General features: G+C 32.2%; 20 protein-coding genes and 2 riboswitches. Of the genes, 19 read left to right on the top strand and 1 reads right to left on the bottom strand.

Annotated elements, in window-relative coordinates; translation table 11 throughout:
* Positions 1-4 precede the first annotated feature (4 nt).
* The gene (metK, locus tag H0I29_RS03525) at positions 5-1,261 is read right to left on the bottom strand and encodes a methionine adenosyltransferase (RefSeq protein ID WP_208891070.1); all 1,257 of its coding nucleotides are present in this window, start codon (positions 1,259-1,261) and stop codon (positions 5-7) included.
* A 420-nt stretch (positions 1,262-1,681) separates the two neighbouring features.
* Positions 1,682-1,805: riboswitch (SAM riboswitch) on the top strand.
* A 123-nt stretch (positions 1,806-1,928) separates the two neighbouring features.
* Here metK and H0I29_RS03520 point away from each other — a divergent pair.
* The 19 genes from H0I29_RS03520 (at position 1,929) to metH (ending at position 24,554) form a co-directional block, all read left to right on the top strand.
* On the top strand, positions 1,929-3,203 hold the full coding sequence (locus H0I29_RS03520) for an O-acetylhomoserine aminocarboxypropyltransferase/cysteine synthase family protein (RefSeq protein WP_218754442.1): 1,275 nt from the start codon (positions 1,929-1,931) through the stop codon (positions 3,201-3,203).
* Positions 3,204-3,307: 104 nt separating this feature from the next.
* Positions 3,308-6,712: a bifunctional aspartate kinase/homoserine dehydrogenase I gene (thrA, locus tag H0I29_RS03515; RefSeq protein ID WP_218754441.1), complete on the top strand. Its 3,405-nt coding sequence runs from the start codon at positions 3,308-3,310 to the stop codon at positions 6,710-6,712.
* 172 nt (positions 6,713-6,884) lie between these two features.
* Positions 6,885-8,054 carry an O-succinylhomoserine sulfhydrylase gene (locus tag H0I29_RS03510; protein ID WP_218754440.1) on the top strand — a complete coding sequence of 390 codons (1,170 nt, stop codon included), beginning with the start codon at positions 6,885-6,887 and terminating at the stop codon, positions 8,052-8,054.
* A 137-nt stretch (positions 8,055-8,191) separates the two neighbouring features.
* The gene (locus H0I29_RS03505) at positions 8,192-9,403 is read left to right on the top strand and encodes a polysaccharide lyase family 7 protein (protein WP_254712692.1); all 1,212 of its coding nucleotides are present in this window, start codon (positions 8,192-8,194) and stop codon (positions 9,401-9,403) included.
* Between the two features lie 144 nt (positions 9,404-9,547).
* Positions 9,548-9,961, top strand: coding sequence for an Rrf2 family transcriptional regulator (locus H0I29_RS03500; RefSeq protein ID WP_165733138.1), 414 nt, complete (start codon positions 9,548-9,550; stop codon positions 9,959-9,961).
* 329 nt (positions 9,962-10,290) lie between these two features.
* Positions 10,291-10,554, top strand: coding sequence for a DUF2061 domain-containing protein (locus tag H0I29_RS03495; protein ID WP_208891073.1), 264 nt, complete (start codon positions 10,291-10,293; stop codon positions 10,552-10,554).
* Positions 10,554-11,168, top strand: a complete 615-nt coding sequence (locus H0I29_RS03490; protein WP_218731411.1) for a phosphoadenosine phosphosulfate reductase family protein — start codon at positions 10,554-10,556, stop codon at positions 11,166-11,168. The genes H0I29_RS03495 and H0I29_RS03490 overlap by 1 nt, the downstream gene beginning before the upstream one ends.
* Before the next feature lie 10 nt (positions 11,169-11,178).
* Entirely contained in the window at positions 11,179-12,084 is a 906-nt protein-coding gene (gene cysD / locus H0I29_RS03485) for a sulfate adenylyltransferase subunit CysD (RefSeq protein ID WP_218754439.1), read from the top strand.
* A 187-nt stretch (positions 12,085-12,271) separates the two neighbouring features.
* Positions 12,272-13,519, top strand: a complete 1,248-nt coding sequence (locus H0I29_RS03480; RefSeq protein WP_218754438.1) for a sulfate adenylyltransferase subunit 1 — start codon at positions 12,272-12,274, stop codon at positions 13,517-13,519.
* Positions 13,520-13,616: 97 nt separating this feature from the next.
* Positions 13,617-15,710: a HEPN domain-containing protein gene (locus H0I29_RS03475; protein ID WP_218754437.1), complete on the top strand. Its 2,094-nt coding sequence runs from the start codon at positions 13,617-13,619 to the stop codon at positions 15,708-15,710.
* Positions 15,711-15,726: 16 nt separating this feature from the next.
* A complete protein-coding gene (gene cobA / locus H0I29_RS03470) occupies positions 15,727-16,497 on the top strand; it encodes a uroporphyrinogen-III C-methyltransferase (RefSeq protein WP_218754436.1) in 771 nt (256 codons plus the stop codon).
* A 4-nt stretch (positions 16,498-16,501) separates the two neighbouring features.
* A complete protein-coding gene (locus H0I29_RS03465; RefSeq protein ID WP_165733131.1) occupies positions 16,502-17,086 on the top strand; it encodes a bifunctional precorrin-2 dehydrogenase/sirohydrochlorin ferrochelatase in 585 nt (194 codons plus the stop codon).
* Between the two features lies 1 nt (position 17,087).
* Complete coding sequence (locus tag H0I29_RS03460) at positions 17,088-18,143, top strand: NAD(P)/FAD-dependent oxidoreductase (protein WP_218731406.1); 1,056 nt, start codon at positions 17,088-17,090, stop codon at positions 18,141-18,143.
* Positions 18,144-18,306: 163 nt separating this feature from the next.
* Positions 18,307-18,639, top strand: a complete 333-nt coding sequence (locus H0I29_RS03455; protein WP_218731405.1) for a 2Fe-2S iron-sulfur cluster-binding protein — start codon at positions 18,307-18,309, stop codon at positions 18,637-18,639.
* Positions 18,640-18,647: 8 nt separating this feature from the next.
* Complete coding sequence (epsC, locus tag H0I29_RS03450; RefSeq protein WP_218754435.1) at positions 18,648-19,406, top strand: serine O-acetyltransferase EpsC; 759 nt, start codon at positions 18,648-18,650, stop codon at positions 19,404-19,406.
* Between the two features lies 1 nt (position 19,407).
* Positions 19,408-20,295 carry a cysteine synthase CysM gene (gene cysM / locus H0I29_RS03445; RefSeq protein WP_218731403.1) on the top strand — a complete coding sequence of 296 codons (888 nt, stop codon included), beginning with the start codon at positions 19,408-19,410 and terminating at the stop codon, positions 20,293-20,295.
* Between the two features lie 61 nt (positions 20,296-20,356).
* Positions 20,357-20,482: riboswitch (SAM riboswitch) on the top strand.
* A gap of 51 nt (positions 20,483-20,533) precedes the next feature.
* Complete coding sequence (locus H0I29_RS03440; RefSeq protein ID WP_218754434.1) at positions 20,534-21,550, top strand: homocysteine S-methyltransferase family protein; 1,017 nt, start codon at positions 20,534-20,536, stop codon at positions 21,548-21,550.
* A gap of 47 nt (positions 21,551-21,597) precedes the next feature.
* On the top strand, positions 21,598-21,879 hold the full coding sequence (locus H0I29_RS03435) for an antibiotic biosynthesis monooxygenase (protein WP_165733125.1): 282 nt from the start codon (positions 21,598-21,600) through the stop codon (positions 21,877-21,879).
* Positions 21,879-24,554, top strand: a complete 2,676-nt coding sequence (gene metH / locus H0I29_RS03430) for a methionine synthase (protein WP_218731401.1) — start codon at positions 21,879-21,881, stop codon at positions 24,552-24,554. The genes H0I29_RS03435 and metH overlap by 1 nt, the downstream gene beginning before the upstream one ends.
* Positions 24,555-24,564: the final 10 nt, after the last annotated feature.

The following is a 24,564-nucleotide window of genomic DNA, read 5'->3' as shown; positions in this document are numbered from 1 at the left end:
AGTTTTACAACTTAAAAGCTTCTTTAATTGCATCTACATAGTCTAATTTTTCCCAAGTAAAAGTTTCTACTTCTTCGCTGGTAGTCTCTCCCATAGGATTTGTAAATGTAACTGTTTTTACTTCTGGAGTTCTACCCATGTGACCATAAGCAGCAGTTTCAGAATAAATAGGGCTTCTTAATTTTAAACGTTTTTCTATAAAATAAGGACGCATATCAAAAAGGGATTCTACTTTTTTGCTGATTTCTCCATCAGTTAAATCTACAGTAGCTGTACCATACGTTTCAACATTTATACTTGTTGGTTTTGCAACACCAATTGCGTAAGAAACTTGTACCAAAACTTCTTTACAAAGACCAGCAGCAACTAAGTTTTTAGCAATATGTCTTGTTGCATATGCTCCAGATCTATCAACTTTAGAAGGATCTTTTCCAGAGAAAGCACCACCACCGTGAGCTCCTTTTCCTCCGTAGGTATCAACAATGATTTTTCTACCAGTTAAACCAGTATCACCGTGAGGTCCACCTATTACAAAAACACCTGTTGGGTTAATATGGTAGGTAATGTTATCTGTAAATAATTTTTGAAGATGAGCAGGTAATTTTGCAACCACTCTTGGTATTAAAATTTCTACAATGTCTTTTTTAATTTTTGCTAACATCACATCATCAGACTTGTCAAAATCATCATGTTGTGTAGAAATTACAATAGCGTCAATTCTTTGCGGTACATTATCATCAGAATATTCAATAGTTACTTGAGATTTAGCGTCTGGACGTAAATAAGGAATATCTTTATTTTCTCTTCTTAAAGCAGCTAATTCAATTAACAATCTATGAGATAATTCTAATGCTAAAGGCATATAGTTTTCCGTTTCATCTGTAGCATAACCAAACATCATTCCTTGGTCTCCTGCACCTTGTTCTTCTGGGTTTGCTCTATCAACACCTTGGTTAATATCTGGAGATTGTTCGTGGATTGCAGATAAAACTCCACAAGAGTTTCCATCAAACATATAGGCACCTTTGGTGTAACCAATTTTGTTAATTACATCTCTAGCAATTTTCTGTACATCTAAATACGTTTTAGATTTTACTTCTCCTGCTAAAAATACTTGACCGGTTGTTACCATGGTCTCACAAGCAACTTTACTAGATTTGTCGAATGCTAAAAAGTTATCGATTAAAGCATCAGAAATTTGATCGGCAATTTTGTCTGGGTGTCCTTCAGAAACACTTTCTGAGGTAAATAAATATGACATAATAAATCTTTTTTAATATTAAAAATTGATTTTTTTTAAACGTGTTCTTCCTATTGGAAATCAAGAAAAATAAAAAGAGATTGCATAAGTCGCTGAAAGTAGTAGAATATTACTGCTTTAGCATTTTTTGTTTCAGCAGATATAAATATCAGCGTCAGAGGTTGCAATCAGTTCAAATTTTTCCTCTAAAATTCTTTGCAAAGTTACAGCTTAAATTCAAATAACATAATTTTTCAGCATAATATTTTATTATGGTATCATCAATAAAACAAACTTCATTGTTTGTTATTTGTTTGATACTTATTAAACAAGGGGTTTTAATGTGATATTTATATTTCTAAAAAATAAATCGGTTTTTTCTTGGTTATTAAATTTTTCTAAACATATATTTGCATTCAGAAAGTTCAATAACTTATCGAAATGTTATCAAGAAAGGTGGAGGGAAAGACCCGTTGAAACCTTAGCAACCCTTTTCGTGAGGAAAAGAAGGTGCTAAATTCTACTTAATTTCAGATTCATTTATCAGAAATTGGATAGATAACCCATAAACAATTACACTTCCGTGTATTTGTAAAATTCTTAATAACATTTTTCTAGTAAGTACATCAAATTTTTGATGCATTCGACTTTTGGTTTAATCATTTATTAACTCAAAAAAAATAGAAAAATGAGTACGCACAAATTAGCAACAAACGCACTACATGCAGGGCATGATGTAACACAAAATGGAGGTACAAGAGCAGTTCCTATTTACCAAACATCATCATACGTTTTTAACAACTCAGAACATGCTGCAAACCTTTTTTCATTAAAAGAATTAGGCTTTATTTATACTCGATTAAATAACCCAACAAACCAAATTTTACAAGATCGTTTAGCGGCTGTAGAAGGCGGAATTGGAGCCGTAGTTTTTGCCTCTGGTACAGGAGCAATTGCAACTGGTTTATTAACGCTTTTAAAAGCAGGAGATCATATTGTAGCCTCAAGTAGTTTATACGGAGGAACCTACAATTTATTAAGTGTAACTTTACCAAGATTAGGTATTACAACTACGTTTGTAGATGCTGATAATCCAGATAATTTTGCAGCTGCAGTTCAAGAGAACACAAGAGCATTTTTTGTAGAATCATTAGGAAACCCAAAGTTAGATGTATTAGATTTAGAGGCAATTTCTGAACATGCAAAAGCAGCAGAGGTTCCTTTTATTGTTGACAATACAGTGGCAACACCTGCGTTATTGAATCCTATTAAACATGGAGCAAATCTTGTAATTCATTCTTTAACAAAATACATTGGCGGACAAGGAACTTCTTTAGGAGGAGCAATTATTGATGCTGGAACTTTTAACTGGGCAAACGGAAAATTTCCTGAATTTACAGAGCCTTCTGCAGGGTATCATGGTTTAAAATATCATGAAGCTTTAGGTGCAGCGGCATTTACTTTTAAATTAATTTTAGAAGGTTTACGTGATTTCGGAGCAGCATTAAGTCCTACAAATGCATTTAATATTATTCAAGGTTTAGAGACTTTACCCGTTAGAATTAAGCAACATTCAGAAAATGCATTGGCTTTGGCAACTTGGTTAGAAGCGCAAGAAGAGGTTACTTGGGTAAACTATCCTGGTTTAAAAAGTAATAAATACAAAACGTTAGCAGATAAATACTTGCCTAAAGGACAAAGTGGTTTGGTAACGTTTGGTGTAAAAGGAGGTTTTGAAGCAGCAAAAACAATCGCAGATAATACCAAATTATTCTCTTTACTAGCAAATATTGGTGATACTAAATCATTAATAATTCATCCAGCAAGTACAACGCATCAACAATTAGATGAAGCGGCACAAGCAAGTGCAGGTGTAAGTCAAGATTTAATTAGATTGTCTGTTGGTATTGAAGATTTAGAAGATTTAAAAGCAGATTTAACAGCAGCTTTTTCAAAAATATAAAATGATGTCTGTTCGAGGGTAATTGAAAGGTTTTTTTACTTTTTGTAATAGAAGAGTTCTCAACTGCGCTCGAACGGACAATAATTTAAAATTCAGTAAATAATTTGGAACATCCATTACAACATATCAAAATAAAAGATTTTACTACAGAATCAGGTGCCTTAATTTCGGAAATGAATTTAAGTTACCAGGTTTTTGGTCAAGATTTAGGGACAGCTCCTATCATTTTGGTAAATCATGCACTTACTGGTAACTCTTATGTTGCAGGTAAAGAAGGTTGGTGGCGAGATATTGTTGGAGATGAAAAGGCGATTAATACTAAAACCTATACCATTTTATCCTTTAATATTCCTGGTAATGGTTTCGATGGAATTTTAATTGATAACTATAAAGACTTTATAGCTAGAGATGTTGCAAAGATATTTTTAGAAGGTTTATCAATTTTAAAAATTGATAAACTATTTGCTTTGATTGCAGGTTCTTTAGGAGGCGGAATTGCTTGGGAAATGATGGTACTAAACAACAATTTAACACAACATTTTTTACCAATAGCAACCGATTGGAAATCTACAGATTGGTTAATTGCCAATTGCCAAATTCAAGAACAATTTCTGGTAAATTCTAGCAATCCTGTTCATGATGCACGTATGCACGCTATGTTGTGCTACAGAACTCCAGAAAGTTTTAAAGAGCGTTTTCATCGATCTAAAAAACAAGATTCAGATATTTTTGATGTAGAAAGTTGGTTATTACATCACGGAAAATCATTGCAAGAACGATATCAATTATCTTCTTATAAGTTAATGAATCAATTATTAAAAACGATTGATGTTACTATTGGAGGACAAAAAGATATTGAAATTCTTGATAAAATTGATGCCAATATTCATATTATAGGTGTGGATTCAGATTTGTTTTTTACTGCGGAAGAAAACAGAGAAACACATAAAAAGTTAGCATTAACAAAAGATAATGTTACGTATAATGAAATAAACTCTGTGCATGGTCATGATGCATTTTTGATGGAGTATGACCAGTTGCAAAAAATTATTGAGCCTATTTTTAATAAAGATTATAGAGAGAAGAAGATGAAAGTTTTAAAATTTGGAGGAAAATCTTTAGCCAATGGTGAAGGATTAGAAAATGCAATAGAAATTATTGCAAGTAAATATAAAGCCGGAATAAAAGTAACCGTTGTAGCCTCTGCAAGAGGGAATTCTACAAACGAACTAGAAGATATTTTAGATAAGGCAGCGTCAAAAAAGGAGTATAAAACAAAGTTTGAAAAGTTTAAAGCATATCAATCAGAACCAAATAGTTCTGTAAACTTTTCTCAAGAATTTTCTAAATTAGAAACCATTTTTGAAGGTGTTTCTTTATTGGGAGATTATAGTCATAAAATTAAAGATGAGGTTTTAGCTCAAGGAGAATTGTTATCTGTAAAATTGGTAGCTAGTTTGTTGGAGAAACAGCAAATTTCTTCAAATGCTGTAGACTCTAGATCTTTAATAATTACAGATGAAAACTTTGGAAATGCACAACCTATTCCAGCGGTTTCTAAAGAAAATGTGATTAATTTTTTCAAAAATAATGACACAACAGTTAATATTGTTACAGGTTTTATAGCATCCAACAAAAAAGGAGAAACCACTACTTTAGGTAGAAATGGTAGTAATTATACTGCAGCTTTATTGGCTAATTATTTAGATGCGGATGAGTTACAGAATTATACACATGTAAGCGGAATTTTTACAGCAAATCCAGATTTGGTTGCAGATGCTAAAAAGATTGAGCAATTATCATTCTCAGAAGCGAATGAAATGGCCAATTTTGGAGCAACTATTTTACATGCAAAAACCATTATTCCGTTATTAGAGAAAAATATCAATCTAAGAATTTTAAATACATTTCATAAAGAAGATAAAGGAACTTTAATTACATCAGAATCTTCATCAGCAAAAGGAATTAAATCTATTGCTACCATAGATAATGTTGCTTTACTGAATTTTGAAGGTAGAGGTTTATTAGGTAAAGTGGGTGTTGATGCTCGTATTTTTAAGGTTTTAAGTGATCGTAATATTAGTGTAAGTATAATTGCACAAGGTTCATCAGAAAGAGGAATCGGTTTTATTATTGATGCAGATAGAGCGGTTGAAGCGGTTTCTGCATTAGAAAAAGAATTCGAAAATGATTTTTATTCGCAAGATGTAAATCATATTTCTATTGTAAGTAATGTTGCGGTGATTTCTATTATTGGTCAAGATTTAAGTGAATTTCACCATCCTTATAATGCATTAATTAAAAATCAAATAGTACCACTTTTATTCAATAATACGGTTACTGGAAAAAATGTGAGTTTGGTGGTTAAAAAAACCGAATTACACAAAGCGGTAAATGTAATTCATGGTCAAGTTTTTGGAGTTACTAAAAAAATAAACATTGCCGTTTTTGGTAAAGGTTTGGTTGGTGGAACTTTAATTGATCAAATTATAGAAAACACACAATCTGTTTTAGAGCGTAGGAAAATTCAATTGAATGTTTTTGCTGTAGCAAATTCTAAAAAAGTATTGCTGAATAAAAATGGAGTTTCTAAAGATTGGAAACAAAATTTATTAGAAAATGGGGAAGAAAATGTAACTGTTGATGATATTATCGCTTTTACAAAAGCAAACCATTTTGAAAACTTGATAGCGGTAGATAATACAGCGAGCGTCAATTTTGTAAGTAATTACATTCCGTTTATCGAAGCTGGTTTCGATTTAGTTTCTTGTAATAAAATAGCAAATACATTGTCTTTTGATTTCTACAAAGAAGTAAGAGCAAAGTTAAAAGAGTACAAAAAACAATATTTGTATGAAACCAATGTTGGTGCAGGTTTACCTTTAATTGATACCATTCGTTTATTGCATGAATCAGGAGAAAATATTACTAAAATTAGAGGGGTGTTTTCTGGAAGTTTGAGTTATTTATTCAATACTTTTTCTGCGGAAAATGTTCCTTTTTCTAAAACATTGCAAGAAGCAATTGATAAAGGATTTACAGAGCCAGACCCTCGTGAAGATTTAGGAGGAAATGATGTAGCTAGAAAATTACTAATTTTAGCAAGAGAATTAGAATTAGAAAATGAATTTGATGAAGTTGAAATTAAAAATTTAATTCCAAAAAATTTAAGAGAAGGTTCTGCTGCTGATTTCTTAGGGAAATTAGACTTATTGAATGACGAATATCAAAAGATAAAAGAAAACCAAGAACCGAATCATGTTTTACGTTATATTGGTGAATTAAGTGGAGATTTGTCGCAAAATAAAGGGAAATTAGAAGTGAAATTAGTTTCTACAGATAAAAGCACTCCATTAGGTTCTTTAAAAGGTTCTGATGCAATTTTTGAAATTTATACAGAATCTTACGGAGAACAACCAATTGTAATACAAGGGGCAGGAGCGGGAGCAAGCGTTACTGCAAGAGGTGTTTTTGGTGATATTCTAAGATTAGCAAAGCATAATAATTAAATAGTAGGTAGTTATGAGTTGGCTGTATTTCAGTCAACTACGATTTTTTTAAAAAAAAACAAGAGATTGAAAGAGACAAGAATAAGGCAGCGAAAGAATGGAATTACCATTTTTTGTCTTAACTCTTGATTCTAAAAAGCGATAGCGGTCTAACAATAATACAATACAAATCATGAGTAAACATTTCGAAACAGAAGCAATTAGAAGTCAAACAGAAAGAAGTCAGTTTTCTGAACATTCTACACCTTTATATTTAACCTCTAGTTTTGTTTTTGACGATGCAGAAGACATGCGTTCATCCTTCGCAGAAGAAAAAGAACGTAACTTGTATAGTCGTTTTACAAATCCAAATACTACAGAATTTGTAGATAAAATTGTTGCTATGGAAGGTGCGGAGGCTGGTTATGCTTTTGCAACAGGTATGGCAGCTATATTTTCGTCATTTGCAGCGTTGTTAAGTGCCGGAGATCATATTGTTTCTTGTAGGTCTGTATTTGGATCAACACATGGAATGTTTACTAAATATTTGCCCAAATGGAATATTGAAACTTCTTATTTTAAGGTTGATGAGGTAGATTTAATAGAAAGTTTGATTCAAGAAAATACAAAGGTTCTTTATATAGAAACGCCAACAAACCCTGCTGTGGATATTTTAGATTTAGATGTGATTGGTAAAATTGCCAAAAAACACAATCTTATTTTTATTGTTGACAATTGCTTTGCAACACCATACATTCAACAGCCAATTAAATTTGGAGCAGATTTGGTAATTCATTCTGCAACAAAATTGATTGATGGTCAGGGAAGAGTTTTAGGTGGAGTAACAGTTGGTAGAGCAGATTTATTAAGAGAAATCTATTTGTTTGCAAGAAATACAGGACCAGCAATGTCTCCTTTTAATGCTTGGGTTTTGTCTAAAAGTTTAGAAACCTTATCAATTAGAGTAGAAAAACATTGTGAAAATGCTTTGAAAGTTGCTTCTTTTTTAGAAGAAAATGAAAATGTAGAGCTTGTAAAATATCCATTTTTAAAGTCGCATCCTCAATATGAAGTAGCTAAAAACCAAATGAAATTAGGAGGAAATATTGTTGCCTTTGAGATAAAAGGAGGAATTGAAGCTGGAAGAAAGTTTTTAGATGCTATAAAAATGTGTTCATTGTCTGCAAATTTAGGAGATACAAGAACTATTGTTACGCATCCATCTTCTACAACTCACGGACGTTTGTCTGAAGAAGATAGATTAGAAGTTGGTATTACTAATGGTTTGGTTCGTGTTTCCGTAGGTTTAGAGCATGCAGATGATATCATTGCTGATTTAAAACAAGCTTTAGATAATAATTAATAATAGATATTTTGATTGTTTAAAGAGTTGGTTTTAATCTCTTTATTTAATTAAATAATAATTTTATTTAAAATTACAGTAAATTGGTTAACCAATTTTGTATTTTTAAAAATTCAATTATTAATGTCATTATTTTTATGAAAATTTCTTTCAGATTATTATTATTATTTATTGGTTCATTATTTTTATCTTTTTTTTCTTGTAGCTCTGCAGATTCAGAAGAAGAAATAGTAGATATTTTGTCTTTATCTACAATTGCTGAATTTTCTGCAAGTCAAGAAACACAAACCGTTGAGGTAACTGCGAATGCTTATTGGTACACGAGTAATAATAATGACTGGATTAACATTACACCTACAAACGGAACAACTAACAGAATCATAAATATTTCTGTAACAGCAAACTCTGAGTTTAATAAGCGTACAGGAATAATAACTGTTATTGGTGATAATATCACTAAAAGTTTAACAATTACACAAGCAGCAAGAGAAGAAATTTCAGGAGAATTAGATCCTAATAAAGTTCCATCACAAAATTTTGATTTATCAACATGGAATTTGAGTATTCCTACTAATAATGGAAATGGTGTAGCTAAGACAATTACTGTAAGTGAGCTTAATAGCGAATATAAAAATGATACTTATTTTTATACAGCAAATGATGGTGGAATGGTTTTTAAATGTCCAGTTGATGGATTTAAAACATCTCTAGGTACAAGTTATACAAGAGTTGAGTTTCGCGAAATGTTAAGAGGAACCAATACGAGCATAGATACCAAAGGAGTTAATAAAAATAATTGGGTTTTTGGTACTGCTCCGCAAGCGGATATAACTGCCGCTGCAAGTTATGACGGAGAAATGTCTGCAACACTTGCTGTAAATCATGTAACAACTACAGGTAATTCTGATCAGCAAGGGCGTGTTATTGTTGGTCAAATTCATGCAAATGATGATGAACCTATCCGTCTTTATTATAGAAAATTAGAAGGTAATACTTTCGGTTCTATTTATTTTGCACACGAACCTGCAGAGGGAAGTGGAGCTGAACAATGGCACGAAATGATAGGTTCTAGAAGTGATAGTGCTTCTAATCCTTCAGATGGAATTGCTCTAGACGAAAAATTTAGTTATAACATTAAAGTTGTTGGAGATGATCTAACGGTTACTATTATAAGAGAAGGTAAAGCAGATGTTGTTAAAACTGTAGTTATGGCAAATAGTGGTTATAATACTGGTGGACAATACATGTATTTTAAAGCTGGAGTTTATAATCAAAATAACACTGGAGATGCTGATGATTATGTGCAAGCTACTTTTTACGCTTTAGAAAAGTCGCACACTGCAAATTAAGTTAGGGTTAAAAATACTTAGATTTTAGATTAAACTATAAACCCACTGAGATAATACTTAGTGGGTTTTTAGTTTTAAAAGATATTTGTAAAAAAGTATATCCTACTGTTTTAGTATAGTAATTAAATTGTGTAATTTTGCACTATGCTATCAAAGAAAACAAAATACGGAATTAAAGCACTTACTTATCTTGCAAGACTAGAAGATAAAACGCCTGTTTCTATTGCTACGATTTCTAAAAATGAAAATATTTCTTTAAAATTTTTAGAAACTATTCTTTTAACCCTTCGTAAAAACGGATTGTTAGCGTCTAAAAAAGGAAAAGGTGGTGGCTACTATCTTTTAAAAGAGCCTAAAGATATTCAAATGACTACTATTATGAGAATCTTAGAAGGGCCAATTGCCATGATTCCTTGTGTTAGTTTAAATTTCTACGAAAAATGTGCAGATTGTCCTGATGAAAACCTTTGTGCTGTAAACAAGTTAATGGTTCAGGTAAGGGATAGTTCTTTGCAGATTTTTAAAAATACTACTCTTGCAGATTTGTGTAATTGCTAAATTTATAACAAAAATGTAAGTTCTATAGAGTAGGTAATCTGTTAATTAACAATTCTATAGTTAGATTAATTGTAAGCTTCTTTAGTCAATTAATATTGAGTACAATACATCTTTACAAATACACTTCATAGTCCCTTTGTATTATTTTAATTACTAAATCCTTGTAGTGGTTACATATTCATAATTTATTTGCCTTTTTTTTATTAATCTACTAAATCTATAGGGTTTAGGTAATTTTTAAGATTTAATCCCGACTTTTTGTATAATAATAATGTAGATTTGCATACCCTATTAAAGTAGTAGGGTAATTATTTGAATTAATTTTTTTTATGATTTTAGACCAAATCATTTTTAGTAAAAAAGCACAGACTAAAGGTTTTAAAGAAGATAAAACTTCTGAAAAACCTTTACGAAGTGTGCTTAAGGCATTAAGTTGGAGAGTTATAGGTACCGTAGATACTTTAATAGTGTCTTACCTCTTAACAGGGGAGTTATCAGTAGCTACTTCAATTGCATCAATAGATTTTTTAACAAAGTTAGTTTTATACTTCTTTCACGAGAGAGTATGGAATAAAATAAAATGGGGAAAGTAATGAGCTTAAACTTAACACAAGTTAACGCAGAATTAAAAGATAAAAGTCCAGCAGAAATTATAGCTTGGGCTATTTCTTTTGCTAAAAATCCAGTAATCACAACCAACTTCAGACCTTATGAAGTTGCAATTTTAAAAGCGGTTACGGATGTGCAAAAAGACATTAAAGTAATTTGGTGTGATACAGGTTACAATACGATGCAGACGTATAAACATGCAGAAGATATTATAGAAAAGCTGAATTTAAATATTCATTTATATACACCAAAACAAACTGCAGCTCATAGAAATGTTGTTTTAGGAGTTCCTTCGGTAGAAGACCCAAAACATGTTTTGTTTACAGAACAAGTTAAGTTAGAACCATTTTCTAGAGCTATGAAAGAACATCAACCAGATGTTTGGTTTACAAACTTAAGAAAAGGTCAAACTGCATTTAGAGATAGTATAGATGTTGTTTCTCAAAGTAAAGACGGTGTGGTAAAAGTGAGTCCGTTTTATAACTGGACAGATGAACAGTTAGACGCTTATTTAGTAGCGCAAAATTTGCCAAATGAGTTTACATATTTCGATCCAACAAAAGTAGAAAGTAACAGAGAATGTGGTTTACACATCTAAAAAGATAATTATGAGTAATACAACAATACAAGTAGATGCTTTAGAAAGTGAAGCAATTTATATTTTTAGAGAAGTAGTAGCACAGTTTGAAAAACCTGTTTTATTATTTTCTGGAGGAAAAGACAGTATAACGTTAGTGCGTTTAGCACAAAAAGCATTTTATCCTGCAAAAATTCCTTTTCCTTTAATGCATATTGATACAGGTCATAACTTTCCTGAAACAATAGAATTTAGAGATCGTTTAGCAAAAGAATTAGGTGTTGAGTTAATTGTAAGAAATGTACAAGACAATATAGATTCTGGTAGAGTTAAAGAAGAAACTGGTAGATATGCAAGTAGAAATATGTTGCAAACAGAAACCTTATTAGACGCTATAGAAGAGTTTGGTTTTGATGCATGTATTGGTGGAGCAAGAAGAGATGAAGAAAAAGCAAGAGCTAAAGAAAGAATCTTTTCTGTAAGAGATGATTTTGGTCAATGGGATGAAAAAAACCAACGTCCAGAAGTATTCGATATGTTAAACGGACGCATAGATTTAGGGCAAAATGTACGTGTTTTCCCTATTTCTAATTGGACAGAATTAGACGTTTGGTCTTATATCAAACAAGAAGATATCGAAATTCCTTCTATCTATTTTGCACACAAAAGAAAGATTTTTGTAAGAGACGGAATGATCTGGTCTGCAGATGATGACGTTGTTTTTAGAGACAAAGAAGAAGTTGTAGAAGAAAGAATGGTTCGTTTTAGAACTGTTGGAGATATGAGTTGTACAGCAGCAGTTTTATCCGACGCAGTCGATATTGCAAAAGTTGTAGAAGAAATTAGAGATTCTTCCATTTCAGAAAGAGGTGCAAGAATAGATGATAAACGTTCTGAAGCAGCAATGGAGAAACGTAAACAACAAGGGTATTTTTAGAATACTTTGGGCGTTTTAACGGGCTTTTCACTATATCTTTTTTTGAAAAGAACAAAAAAAGGATGTCGTTTCAATCCCTAACGCAACTATTTGCAAACACCTTACAAAATTTAATCGCTTTGTAAGTATTAAAAATGAATACAAATTAAGCTAAAAGCCAAAGGCCAATAGCGAACAGCTCATAAGAATGAAAGTATTAAAAATAGCAACAGCAGGAAGTGTAGATGATGGTAAGAGTACCTTAATTGGTCGTATTTTATACGATACAAAATCATTAACTGACGATAAATTAGAAGCAATAGAAGAAAAAAGTAGACAACGTGGTTTTGACTATTTAGACTTTTCTTTGGCAACCGATGGTTTAGTTGCAGAACGAGAACAAGGAATTACTATTGATGTTGCACATATATATTTTTCTACACCAAGTAAAAGTTTCATTATTGCAGATACTCCAGGTCATATAGAGTATACAAGAAACATGGTTACGGGTGCATCAACAGCACAAGCTTCTATTGTTTTAATTGATGCAAGAAACGGAGTTATAGAACAAACTTACAGACACTTTTTTATCAATAATTTATTGAGAATTAAAGACGTTGTAATTGCAATAAATAAAATGGATTTGGTTGATTTTTCTGAAGAAAAATACAACACTATTAAAGCTGAGATTGAGTACTTAGCAAGTAAAAGTGAGTACAAAGGTCAGAATTTAACGTTTATACCAATGTCTGCTTTACAAGGAGATAATGTGGTTCATAAATCTGAAAATACCCCTTGGTATAAAGGAGAAACGTTAATGCATCACTTAGAAAGATTAGATGCAGAAGATATTAATGATGCTTCTCAAACTCGTTTTCCTGTGCAAACAGTTATCAGACCTAAAACAGAAGAATACCATGATTTTAGAGGATATGCTGGGAAGCTTTATGGAGGTGATTTAGCTGTTGGAGATGAGGTTGCAGTGTTACCATCGCAAACAAAATCTAAAGTGAAAACAATTAATTTTTTCGATAAAGAATTTCAAGAAGCAAAAAGAGGAAGTTCTGTTACCATTACTTTAGAAGACAATGTAAATGTTAGTAGGGGTGATATGTTGGTGAAAGTAAATGAAGAGCCAACAATTGCAAAAGAGTTAACAGCAACTATTTGTTGGATGGATAAAGAGCCTTTAAAAGCTTCTCAAAAATACTATATTAAACATGGGGTAAATGATGCACAAGCAAAAATTACACAATTGTCTAGTATTATAAAAACTGATTTTTCTGGAATTGAAGAAAATCCATCAGAATTAGTCTTAAACCAAATAGGAGACATACAATTAAAATTAAGCAAGCCTTTGTTGGTAGATTCTTATAAAGATAATAAATCTAATGGATCTTTTATTTTGATTGATCCAAAAACGAACAATACAGTAGGTGTTGGTTTTATTAAGTAGTAAGAATAAAGAATAAAGGAACAGTAAAATTAAAGTAGAATTTTAAGGTATTAAGAATTGCTTAATATTTTATACGAACTACTAAATACTAGAAAAAATGCAGAGTTTTAGAACCGAAATAGAGAATCCAGTTGTAGAAAGAGATATTATTGAATTAGCAGATAAAATTGCAGCATTCAATAATCTAGAAATAGATGAAGAAAAATTTAGAAGTTTACGTTTAGCAAGAGGTGTTTATGGTCAGCGTCAAGAAGGCGTACAAATGATTCGTATAAAATTGCCTTATGGTAAAGTAATGAGTAATCAATTACGTAGAATTTCTGAAGTTTCAGACGAGTATTCTAGAGGAAGATTACATATTACAACACGTCAAGATATTCAAATTCACTATGTAGATTTACAAAGAACGCCAGAGTTATGGGCAGAATTAGAAAGAGATGATGTTACCTTGCGTGAAGCTTGTGGAAATGTTGTTAGAAATGTAACAGCATCAGAAACTGCAGGTATCGATGTAAACGAACCTTTTGATGTTTCTCCGTATGCAGATGCTTTGTATAAATTCTTTTTACGTAACCCTATTTGTCAAGAAATGGGACGTAAATTTAAAGTTTCTTTTTCTTCTACAGATGAAGATACAGGTTTGTCTTATTTACACGATTTAGGATACATTGCTAAAATTGAAAACGGTGTAAGAGGTTTTAAAGTAATGGTTGCAGGAGGATTAGGTTCTCAGCCAAGACATGCAGAAACTTTATATGAGTTTTTACCATCAGATAAAATTATTCCAGTAATGGAAGGTGTTTTAAGAGTTTTTGATCGTTATGGTGAGCGTAAAAGTAGAGCCAAAGCAAGAATGAAATTCTTATTAAAAGACATCGGTTTAGAAGCTTTTAAAGAATTAGTAGCACAAGAACAAAAGGCTATCGAATTAAAATCAGTGGCTATTGATGCTGATGGCTATGTTGCATCAACTCCAGTTGCTGTTGATGCTCCACAAGTAGAGATAAAAAATAAAGAAGCATTTGACTTATGGAAATCTACCAACTTAATCCCGCAAAAACAAGCAGGTTATGTTGCTATTGGAATTAAAGTTTTATTAGGAGATTTTTACACAGATAAAGCACGTTTATTAGCAGATTTAGTTGATACTTACGCAGCAGGAGAAATCCGTTTAACCTTGCGTCAAAATATTGTAATTCCTTTTGTAAAAGAAGATTTAGTTCCTTATTTCTATCAAGAGTTAGAAAAATTAGGATTTGTAGAAGCAGGTTATAACAAAGCAGTAGATATTACTGCGTGTCCTGGTACTGATACTTGTAATTTAGGTATTGCAAGTAGTACGGGGATTGCAGCAGAACTAGAAAAAGTGATTGCGGCTGAATATCCTCAATACTTAAAAAATGAAGATTTAGTAATTAAAATTAGTGGTTGTATGAATGCTTGTGGACAACACAACATGGCAAACATTGGTTTTCAAGGAATGACTGTTAGAACTCCAGATAAATTAGTGGCTCCAGCATTACAAGTTTTATTAGGTGGAGGAAACTTAGGAAACGGAAATGCATTATTTGCAGATAAAGTAGTAAAAGTACCAAGTAAAAGAGGTCCGGAAGCATTGCGTAGAATTTTTAATGATTTTGAAGCAAATGCTGATGGAAAATCATTTGTAGAGTATTATAAAGTGACGGGAGAACGTTATTTTTATGATTTATTAAACGATTTACAAGATGTTACTAATTTAACTCAAGAAGATTTTATCGATTGGGGAGAGGCAGATAAATATGTAAAGGAAATAGGAATTGGAGAATGTGCTGGTGTTGTAATCGATTTAATTGCAACTTTATTCTTAGAAAGTGATGAGAAAATTGAAAATGCAAATGAAGCTTTTGAAAACAAAGTATATTCAGGAGCTATTTATTACGCATATCAGTCTATTGTAAACTCTGCAAAAGCGTCTTTATTAGCAGCAGATAAGAAAACAAATACACATGCAAGTATCGTTTCTCAATTTGATGAGTACTTTATTGCATCAGAAAAAATAGATTTAGGAGGTTCTTTTGCGGATTTAATTTATCAAATTAATAAGTTTGCGCCAACAGAAGAATTTGCAAAGAAGTATATTAGCGATGCGAATACGTTTTTACAGAAAGTAAGAGCTTTTAGAAATGCTGAAACTGCAATTGCAAAGTAAGTTATAAAAGAATAAAATGAGTTTAAAAACACCAAAGTTAACCGTTGTAGGTGCAGGCCCTGGAGATATAGATTTAATTACAGTAAAAGCCATTAAGGTTTTAAAAACTGCCGATGTAGTTTTATACGATGCTTTGGTGAATGAAGAGTTATTAGCATATATAAATCCGGAAGCTGAACAAATTTTCGTTGGAAAACGTAGAGGGTGTTATAAATATCAGCAAGAACAAATTAATGAGTTAATTGTTGAACGAGCAAAATCTAGCGGACATGTAGTTCGTTTAAAAGGTGGAGATCCATTTATTTTTGGTAGAGGTGCAGAAGAAATGGAATATGCCGCAAATTTAGGTTTAGAAGTTGCAGTTGTTCCAGGGATTTCATCATCATTAGCGGTAGCAGCTTATCAAAATATACCCTTAACAAAACGTGGTAGTGCAGAGAGTTTTTGGGTAATTACTGGAACCACAAAAGATCATAAAATTTCTAATGATATTGAGTTGGCTGCAAAGTCTAATGCAACCATTGTGGTGTTAATGGGAATGAGCAAACTGCCTCAAATTGTAAAATTATTTCAAGCAGAAGGTAAAAATGACTTGCCAGTTGCAATTATTCAAAGAGGTACTACTTCTAGAGAAAAATTAGGAATAGGTACTGTGGATACTATAGAAAAAATTGTTGCTGATAATGAATTAAAAAACCCGGCAATTATTGTTTTGGGTGAAGTAGTAAAACATCGTCAGGTAATTTTAGATATTAAAGAACAGTATGCAAATGAGTCAAAAGGATAGGTTTATGGAAAGAAATAATTTATACCCTATTTTCTTAAAAACTAAAAATCTTCAAGTTTTAATCATTGGAGGTGGTTTTGTAGCAGAAGAAAAATTAACGTTCTTATTAAAATCGAGTCCAGATGCAAATGTAACCATGGTTTCACCTATGTTTAGGGAAGGCACAACTGCATTAGCAAAGAAGGGAAACGTAAAACTGATTAAAGAAAAATATAATAAACGTTACTTAAAAGGAAAACATATTGTTGTGGCAACAACAGAGTTTCCAGAAGTTAACGAAAAGGTTTATAAACATTGTAGAAAGCGAAGTATATTGGTAAATGTTGCTGATAATCCTCCTTTTTGTGATTTTTATATGGGCGGTATTGTAACCAAAGGAAATGTAAAAGTAGCCATTTCTACCAACGGAAAATCGCCAACAACAGCCAAAAGATTACGTCAGTTTTTTGAGGATGTAATTCCGGAAAACGTAGACGATTTGGTTAAGAATTTAAACGAGTTTAGAAAAACAATAAAAGGAGATTTCGAAGAAAAAGTGGAAACACTAAACGAATTCACCAAAGGATTAATAGAGAAAAAAGAGTCTTAAGATGATTACAACAGATATACTAATTATTGGAGCAGGTCCAACAGGTTTATTTACAGTTTTTGAAGCTGGTTTATTAAAATTAAAATGTCATTTAATTGATGCATTACCACAACCAGGTGGGCAATGTTCTGAGATTTATCCTAAGAAACCAATTTATGATATTCCTGCATATCCAGAAATTTTAGCAGGAGATTTAACACATAAATTAATTGAGCAAACAAAGCAGTTTGAACCTGGTTTTACATTAGGAGAAAGAGCAGAAACAATAGATAAGCAAGAGGATGGTACTTTTATTGTTACAACCAATAAAGGAACAAAACACCATGCTAAAATTGTTGCAATTGCTGGTGGTTTAGGTTCTTTTGAGCCAAGAAAACCATTGATACCTAATATTGCAGATTTTGAAGATAAAGGTGTAGAATATATTATTAAAGAACCAGAATTTTATAGAGATAAAAAAGTAGTAATTTCTGGTGGTGGAGATTCTGCTTTAGATTGGGCTGTTTTCTTATCAGACGTTGCATCTGAAGTAACTTTAATTCATAGAAGAAATGAATTTAGAGGCGCTTTAGATTCTGTAGAAAAAGTACAAGAATTAAAGAATTTAGGTAAAATTAGAATGATAACTCCTGCAGAAGTAAAAGGAATTATCGGAACAGATAAAGTAACGGGTGTTGCTGTAGAGAAAAAAGGAGAAGATGCTTTTATTGTAGATACAGATCATTTTATTCCTTTATTTGGTTTATCTCCAAAATTAGGACCTATTGCAGACTGGGGATTAGAGATTGAGAAAAATGCAATTAAAGTAAATAATGCATTAGACTATCAAACAAATATTCCTGGTATTTACGCTATTGGAGATGTAAACACATATCCTGGTAAATTAAAATTAATTCTTTGTGGTTTTCACGAAGCAACTTTAATGTGTCAGAGTGCTTACAAAAGAATTTTTCCAGATAAGAAATACGTTATGAAATATACTACTGTTGGTGGTGTAGAAGGATTTGATGGAACAAGAAAAGATGCGCCAAAAGCAGTTGTAAAAGCTATTCAGTAATTTTTTAGCAAGTTTTCAAAAACCTTATTGGTATAAATTGTTAGGTTTACTTAATTTAGTAGACAATTAATAAAAGAGAATAACATAGACCTCAAAGGTTTTTAAAACCTTTGAGGTCTAACCAAACAAATTTATTACTTTTGGCTTTGGTAAAAAATGTATAATGAGCGTAGATATAAATATAAAAATAACTGATAGAAATGGTGTACTACATGAAGTTGTAGCACCTACAGACATGGCAATGAATCTTATGGAAGTTGTTCGTTCTTACGAATTAGCAGAAGAAGGTACCATAGGTATTTGTGGCGGTATGGCCATGTGTGCTTCTTGTCAGTGTTATGTAAATTCAGATCACGAATTACCAGAAATGACAGATGATGAAGATGCTATGTTAGCAGAAGCGTTTAATGTAGAAGACAATAGTAGATTGGGCTGTCAAATACAAATGACGCCAGCAATGGACGGGTTAGAAGTAGTATTAGCTCCAGAAATGTAAAAGCTAACATGAAAGAAACAGCACAAATAATTACGTTTAAAAACTACAGCATGTGTTTAAGAGATGCAGTAGAGGTTTTTACGAAACAGTTAATCAATAACTTGTTTGATGAACGCCATTTGTCTGAAAGTGGTGCAGAAACAAGGTTAAAGTTTTTGAAAATTTTAGAAAGATTATCCATAGAAAATGGAGCAAATTTGTGGAATGATTTTGAAAGTTCTTTTGTTTCTATTCGTCAAAAATTAGATTTAGATGCTGCTGCTTCAGAAAAAAATGATCCTGCTGCTAAAAGTTTAGAAGAAATTTACTTAGCATATCCTGGTTTTTATGCCATTGCAGTGTATCGCTTAAGTCACCAATTATTAAACTTAGGAATCCCTGTTTTTCCAAGAATAATGAGTGAGTATGCGCACAGTAAAACCGGTACAGAGATTCATCCAGGAGCAGAAATAGGAGCCTCTTTTCATATAGATCACGGAACAGGAACGGTAATAGGAGAATCTGCAATTATAAAAGATAATGTACAGATTTTTCAAGGCGTAACTTTAGGAGGAATACAAGTAAAGAAAAGTTTAGCATCAACGAAAAGACATCCTACAATAGAAAGTGGTGTAGTTATTTATGCAAATGCTACTATTTTAGGAGGAGATGTTGTAATAGGGAAAAACTCTGTAATTGGAGCCAATGTTTGTATTATGGAATCCGTTCCAGAAAATTCGGTGGTAACAGTGAAATCAGAAAATAATATTTTTCAAAAAAGAAATTAGAATGAAAACCAAAAGTATCATAGATTTTGTTGGAAATACACCACTTGTAGAGGTACAAAATATCTTAAAGAAAGAAGGTGTTACTTTATTATTAAAACTAGAAGGAAATAATCCTGGAGGAAGTGTAAAGGATAGAGCAGCTTATTATATGATTTCTGAAGCTATTAAAAGAAAAAATATAAAGAAAGGTGATACTTTAGTAGAAGCAACAAGTGGAAACACGGGTATTGCATTGGCTTTAATGGCAAAAGTTTTAGGTGTAAATATGGTGCTTACAATGCCGGAAAACTCTACTATAGAACGAGTTAAAACGATGAGAGCTTACGGTGCAAAAGTGATTTTAACTCCTGCTGATAAAGGGATTGAAGGTGCTATTGATTATGCTTTAAAGTTAAAATATAAAAAAGGATACTTTCGTTTAAATCAGTTTGATAATTTCGATAACCCTAAAGCACATTTTAATACAACAGGACCAGAAATTTGGAGAGACACAGAAGGAGAAGTTACTCATTTTGTTTCTGCCATGGGAACTACTGGAACCATAACTGGAGTTTCTGATTATTTAAAATCGCAAAACGAAAGCATCACCATTATTGGAGCGCAGCCTAAAGAAGGAGCTAAAATACCTGGAATTAGAAAATGGTCTGAAGAATATATGCCCGCTATTTTTAAAGCTAAAAAAATAGATCAAATATTTGAAGTAAGTGAAGAAGAAGCAAAAGAAATGACGGTTCGTTTAGCAAAAGAAGAAGGCATTTTTGCAGGAATGAGTAGTGGAGGGTCTGTTGCTACCGCGTTAAAAGTAGCAAAATCAATAGACAAAGGTGTAATCGTTGCTATTATTTGCGATAGAGGAGATCGTTATTTATCATCAGATATCTACGAATAAATTATAAAAACAAGAAAAAAGTTCGTTACTTTGTAACGTAATTTAGTTCATTTATTAAATATTGTTATCAAGAAAGGTTGAGGGATTAGACCCGAGGAAGCCTTGGCAACCCTTTATCTTTAAAGAAGGTGCTAATTTCTACTGATTCTTTCTGAACTAGGTTCAGAACCTTTCAGAGAGATAACGGAAAAAGTATCAATTCTTCTTTTCCTGATAACACAAAAATTAATTTTCAGGAATGTCAAATATATACAAAGCTTTACAAGAAAGAATTTTGGTTTTAGATGGTGCTATGGGTACCATGCTACAAGCCTATAAATTCACGGAAGAAGATTTTAGAGGAGAACGTTTTAAAGACTATCCATCACCTTTACAGGGAAATAATGACTTGTTATCAATTACACAACCAGAAGCAATTAAAACCATTCATGGTAAATATTTTGAAGCTGGTGCAGATATTATAGAAACCAATACTTTTTCTGGAACGACCATTGCAATGGCAGATTACCAGATGGAAGATTTAGTGTACGAATTAAACTATCAGTCTGCAAAAATTGCTAAAGAAGTTGCAAATGAGTTTACTGCAAAAGAACCACACAAACCTCGTTTTGTAGCAGGTTCTATTGGTCCAACAAACAGAACTGCTAGTATGTCTCCAGACGTTAATGACCCTGGTTATAGAGCAGTTACTTTTGATGAATTAAGAATTGCCTATAAACAGCAAGTAGAAGCTTTATTAGATGGTGGTGCAGACTTATTGTTAGTAGAAACGGTGTTTGATACTTTAAATGCCAAAGCAGCATTATTTGCCATTGAAGAAGTAAAAGACGAACGTAGTATTGATGTTCCAATTATGTTAAGTGGTACTATTACCGATGCTTCAGGTAGAACTTTATCTGGGCAAACTGCTGAAGCTTTTTTAATTTCTGTATCACACATTCCTTTATTATCTGTAGGTTTTAATTGTGCTTTAGGAGCCAATTTATTACAGCCCCATTTACAAGCTATTGCAAACAAAACAGATTTTGCTATTTCTGCACATCCAAATGCAGGGTTGCCAAATGCTTTTGGAGAGTATGATGAAACTGCAGAAGAAATGGGTGAGCAAATAGAAGAGTATTTAAAGAAAGATTTAATCAATATAATTGGAGGTTGTTGCGGAACATCACCTGAGCATATTAGCGAGATTGCAAGGATTTCGGAAAAATATAAGCCAAGAGCATTTGTTGTAAATAAACAGGTTTTAGATATATAAAAAAGTAGTGCTGCGTAAGTAGTAATCTCAATATAAATAAAAGGAAAGTGATTCTAGAAGTAGCCATTTTAAACATAAAAGTAGGTCTTTCAAAGGATTTTGAGTTTAATTTTAAGAAGGCAGAAAAGATTATTTCTTCTATGAAAGGATATAGCTCTCATCAATTAAAGAAATGTGTTGAACAAGATGATAAATATATTTTATTGGTGAGTTGGCAAACAATAGAGGATCACGAGGTTGGATTTAGAAAATCTGATGAATATGAACAATGGAAAGAATTATTGCATCATTTTTATGAACCATTTCCAATAGTAGAACATTACATATAATGAAAGTGAAACAAACAAAATATATGCGTTTATCAGGATTAGAACCTCTAGTCTTGAATGAAAATAGCAATTTTATCAATGTAGGGGAACGTACAAATGTAGCTGGTTCTCGTAAGTTTTTACGATTGATAAAAAACGAGCAATTTGATGAAGCTTTAGATATTGCAAGACACCAAGTAGATGGTGGCGCACAAATTATAGATATTAATTTTGATGACGGTTTAATTGATGGAAAACAAGCTATGGTTCGTTTTCTAAATTTAATTGCAGCAGAACCAGATATCTGTAGAGTGCCAATTATGATTGATAGCTCTAAGTGGGAAATCATAGAAGCAGGTTTACAAGTGGTTCAAGGAAAATGCGTTGTAAATTCAATTTCACTTAAAGAAGGAAAAGAAAAATTTATTTGGGAAGCAAAACAAATAAAACGATATGGAGCTGCTGTAATTGTAATGGCTTTTGATGCCGAAGGACAAGCAGATAACTATGATCGTAGAATTGAAATTGCTAAAAAATCGTATGATATTTTAGTTGATGAAGTTGGTTTTCCTAGTGAAGATATTATTTTCGATTTAAATATATTTCCCGTTGCAACGGGAATGGATGAGCACAGAAGAAATGCCATCGATTTTATTGAAGCTACACGTTGGGTAAGAGAAAATTTACCAAATGCAAGTGTTAGTGGAGGGGTTAGTAACGTGTCGTTTTCTTTTAGAGGAAATGATGGAGTTAGAGAGGCGATGCATTCAGTATTTTTATATTATGCGATTCAAGCAGGTATGAACATAGGAATTGTAAATCCTGCACTTTTAGAAGTGTATGATAATATTCCTAAAGATTTATTAGAACGCGTAGAAGATGTAATTCTAGATAGAAGAGAAGATGCAACGGAACGTTTATTAGATTTTGCTGATACTGTAAAAGGCTCTAAAGTAGAAAAAACGGTTGATTTATCTTGGAGAGAAAACCCTTTACAAGATAGAATTACACATGCTTTGGTAAAAGGAATAGATGCTTTTATTATTGAAGATATAGAACAAGCAAGACAGGAAGCTACGGCACCAATTGAAGTGATTGAAGGTCATTTAATGATTGGAATGAATGTGGTTGGAGATTTATTTGGAGCAGGAAAAATGTTTTTGCCACAAGTAGTAAAATCTGCACGTGTAATGAAAAAAGCGGTAGGTTATTTAAATCCCTTTATTGAAGCCGAAAAAGGAGATAAGCAAGAGCCTGTTGGTAAAATATTAATGGCAACTGTAAAAGGTGATGTGCATGATATTGGGAAAAATATTGTGAGTGTTGTTTTGGCTTGTAATAACTACGAAATTGTAGATTTAGGCGTAATGGTTCCGCCAGAAAAGATTATTGAAATGGCTATTAGCGAACGTGTAGATGCTATTGGTTTGTCTGGTTTAATTACACCATCGTTAGATGAAATGGTGTATTTAGCCAAAGAAATGCAACGCCAAAACTTTGTGTTGCCTTTATTAATTGGTGGCGCAACAACTTCTAAAGCACATACAGCTGTTAAAATAGATACACAATACACCAATGCTGTGGTGCATGTAAATGACGCTTCTAGAGCAGTAACTGTTGTAGGTGATTTATTAAATAAGAAAACATCGCATGAGTACGTTGCTAAAATGAAAAAAGATTATGATGAATTTAGAACCAAGTTTTTAAAACGAGGGAAAGAAAAATCATACATCTCTATAAAAGAAGCACGTAATAGAAAATATAAAATTGATTGGGAAACGTCTGAAATTGTAAAACCAAACGAATTAGGAATTCAGACTTTAGAGCAATTAAGTTTAAAAGAATTATTACCTTTTATAGATTGGAGTCCATTTTTTAGAAGTTGGGATTTACATGGTAAGTTTCCAGCTATTCTAAAGGATGAGGTTGTTGGTGAGCAAGCTACTATTATGTATGATGAAGCTCAGGCAATGATTAAAGAAATTATTGCGAAACAATTGTTAAAGCCAAAAGCTGTTTTTGGTTTGTTTGAGGCAAACACTATAAATGACGATGATATTGCTGTAAAGAAAAAAGGAGGAGAAGAATTTATTTTTAGAACTTTACGTCAGCAATTAAAAAAGAGAGAAGGCATACCCAATCACGCTTTGTCAGATTTTATTGCACCCAAAGAAACTGGTAGAACAGATTATATAGGATCATTTTGTGTCGGTATTTTTGGAGCACAAGAATTGGCAGAAAGCTATAAGGCAAAAGAAGATGATTACAATGCAATTATGGCGCAAGCTATTGCAGATCGTTTTGCAGAAGCAATGGCAGAATACCTGCATAAACAAGTTAGGACGAAACATTGGGGTTCTGATACAGATGAAGGATTAACAAATGATGATTTAATAAAAGAAAGTTACAAAGGTATACGTCCTGCACCAGGATATCCTGCGTGTCCGGATCATTTAGAGAAAGAAACCATTTGGGAATTGCTTAAAGTGGAAGAAAACATTGGTGTTACATTAACAGAAAGTATGGCAATGTGGCCAGCTGCAGCTGTGTCTGGATATTATTTTGCAAACAAAGAATCTAAGTATTTTGGTTTGGGTAAAATAACAGATGATCAAGTAACAGATTATTCAACAAGAAAAGGTATTACTAAGGAGAAAGCTAGAAAATGGTTGCATCCAATACTAGCAGAAGAATAATAATTAATCC

The organism is Polaribacter sp. R2A056_3_33 (genome assembly GCF_019278485.1).
GTDB lineage: Bacteria > Bacteroidota > Bacteroidia > Flavobacteriales > Flavobacteriaceae > Polaribacter.
Note: the sequence above shows the minus strand (reverse complement) of the source record. Positions and strands in the feature narration are given on the sequence as shown.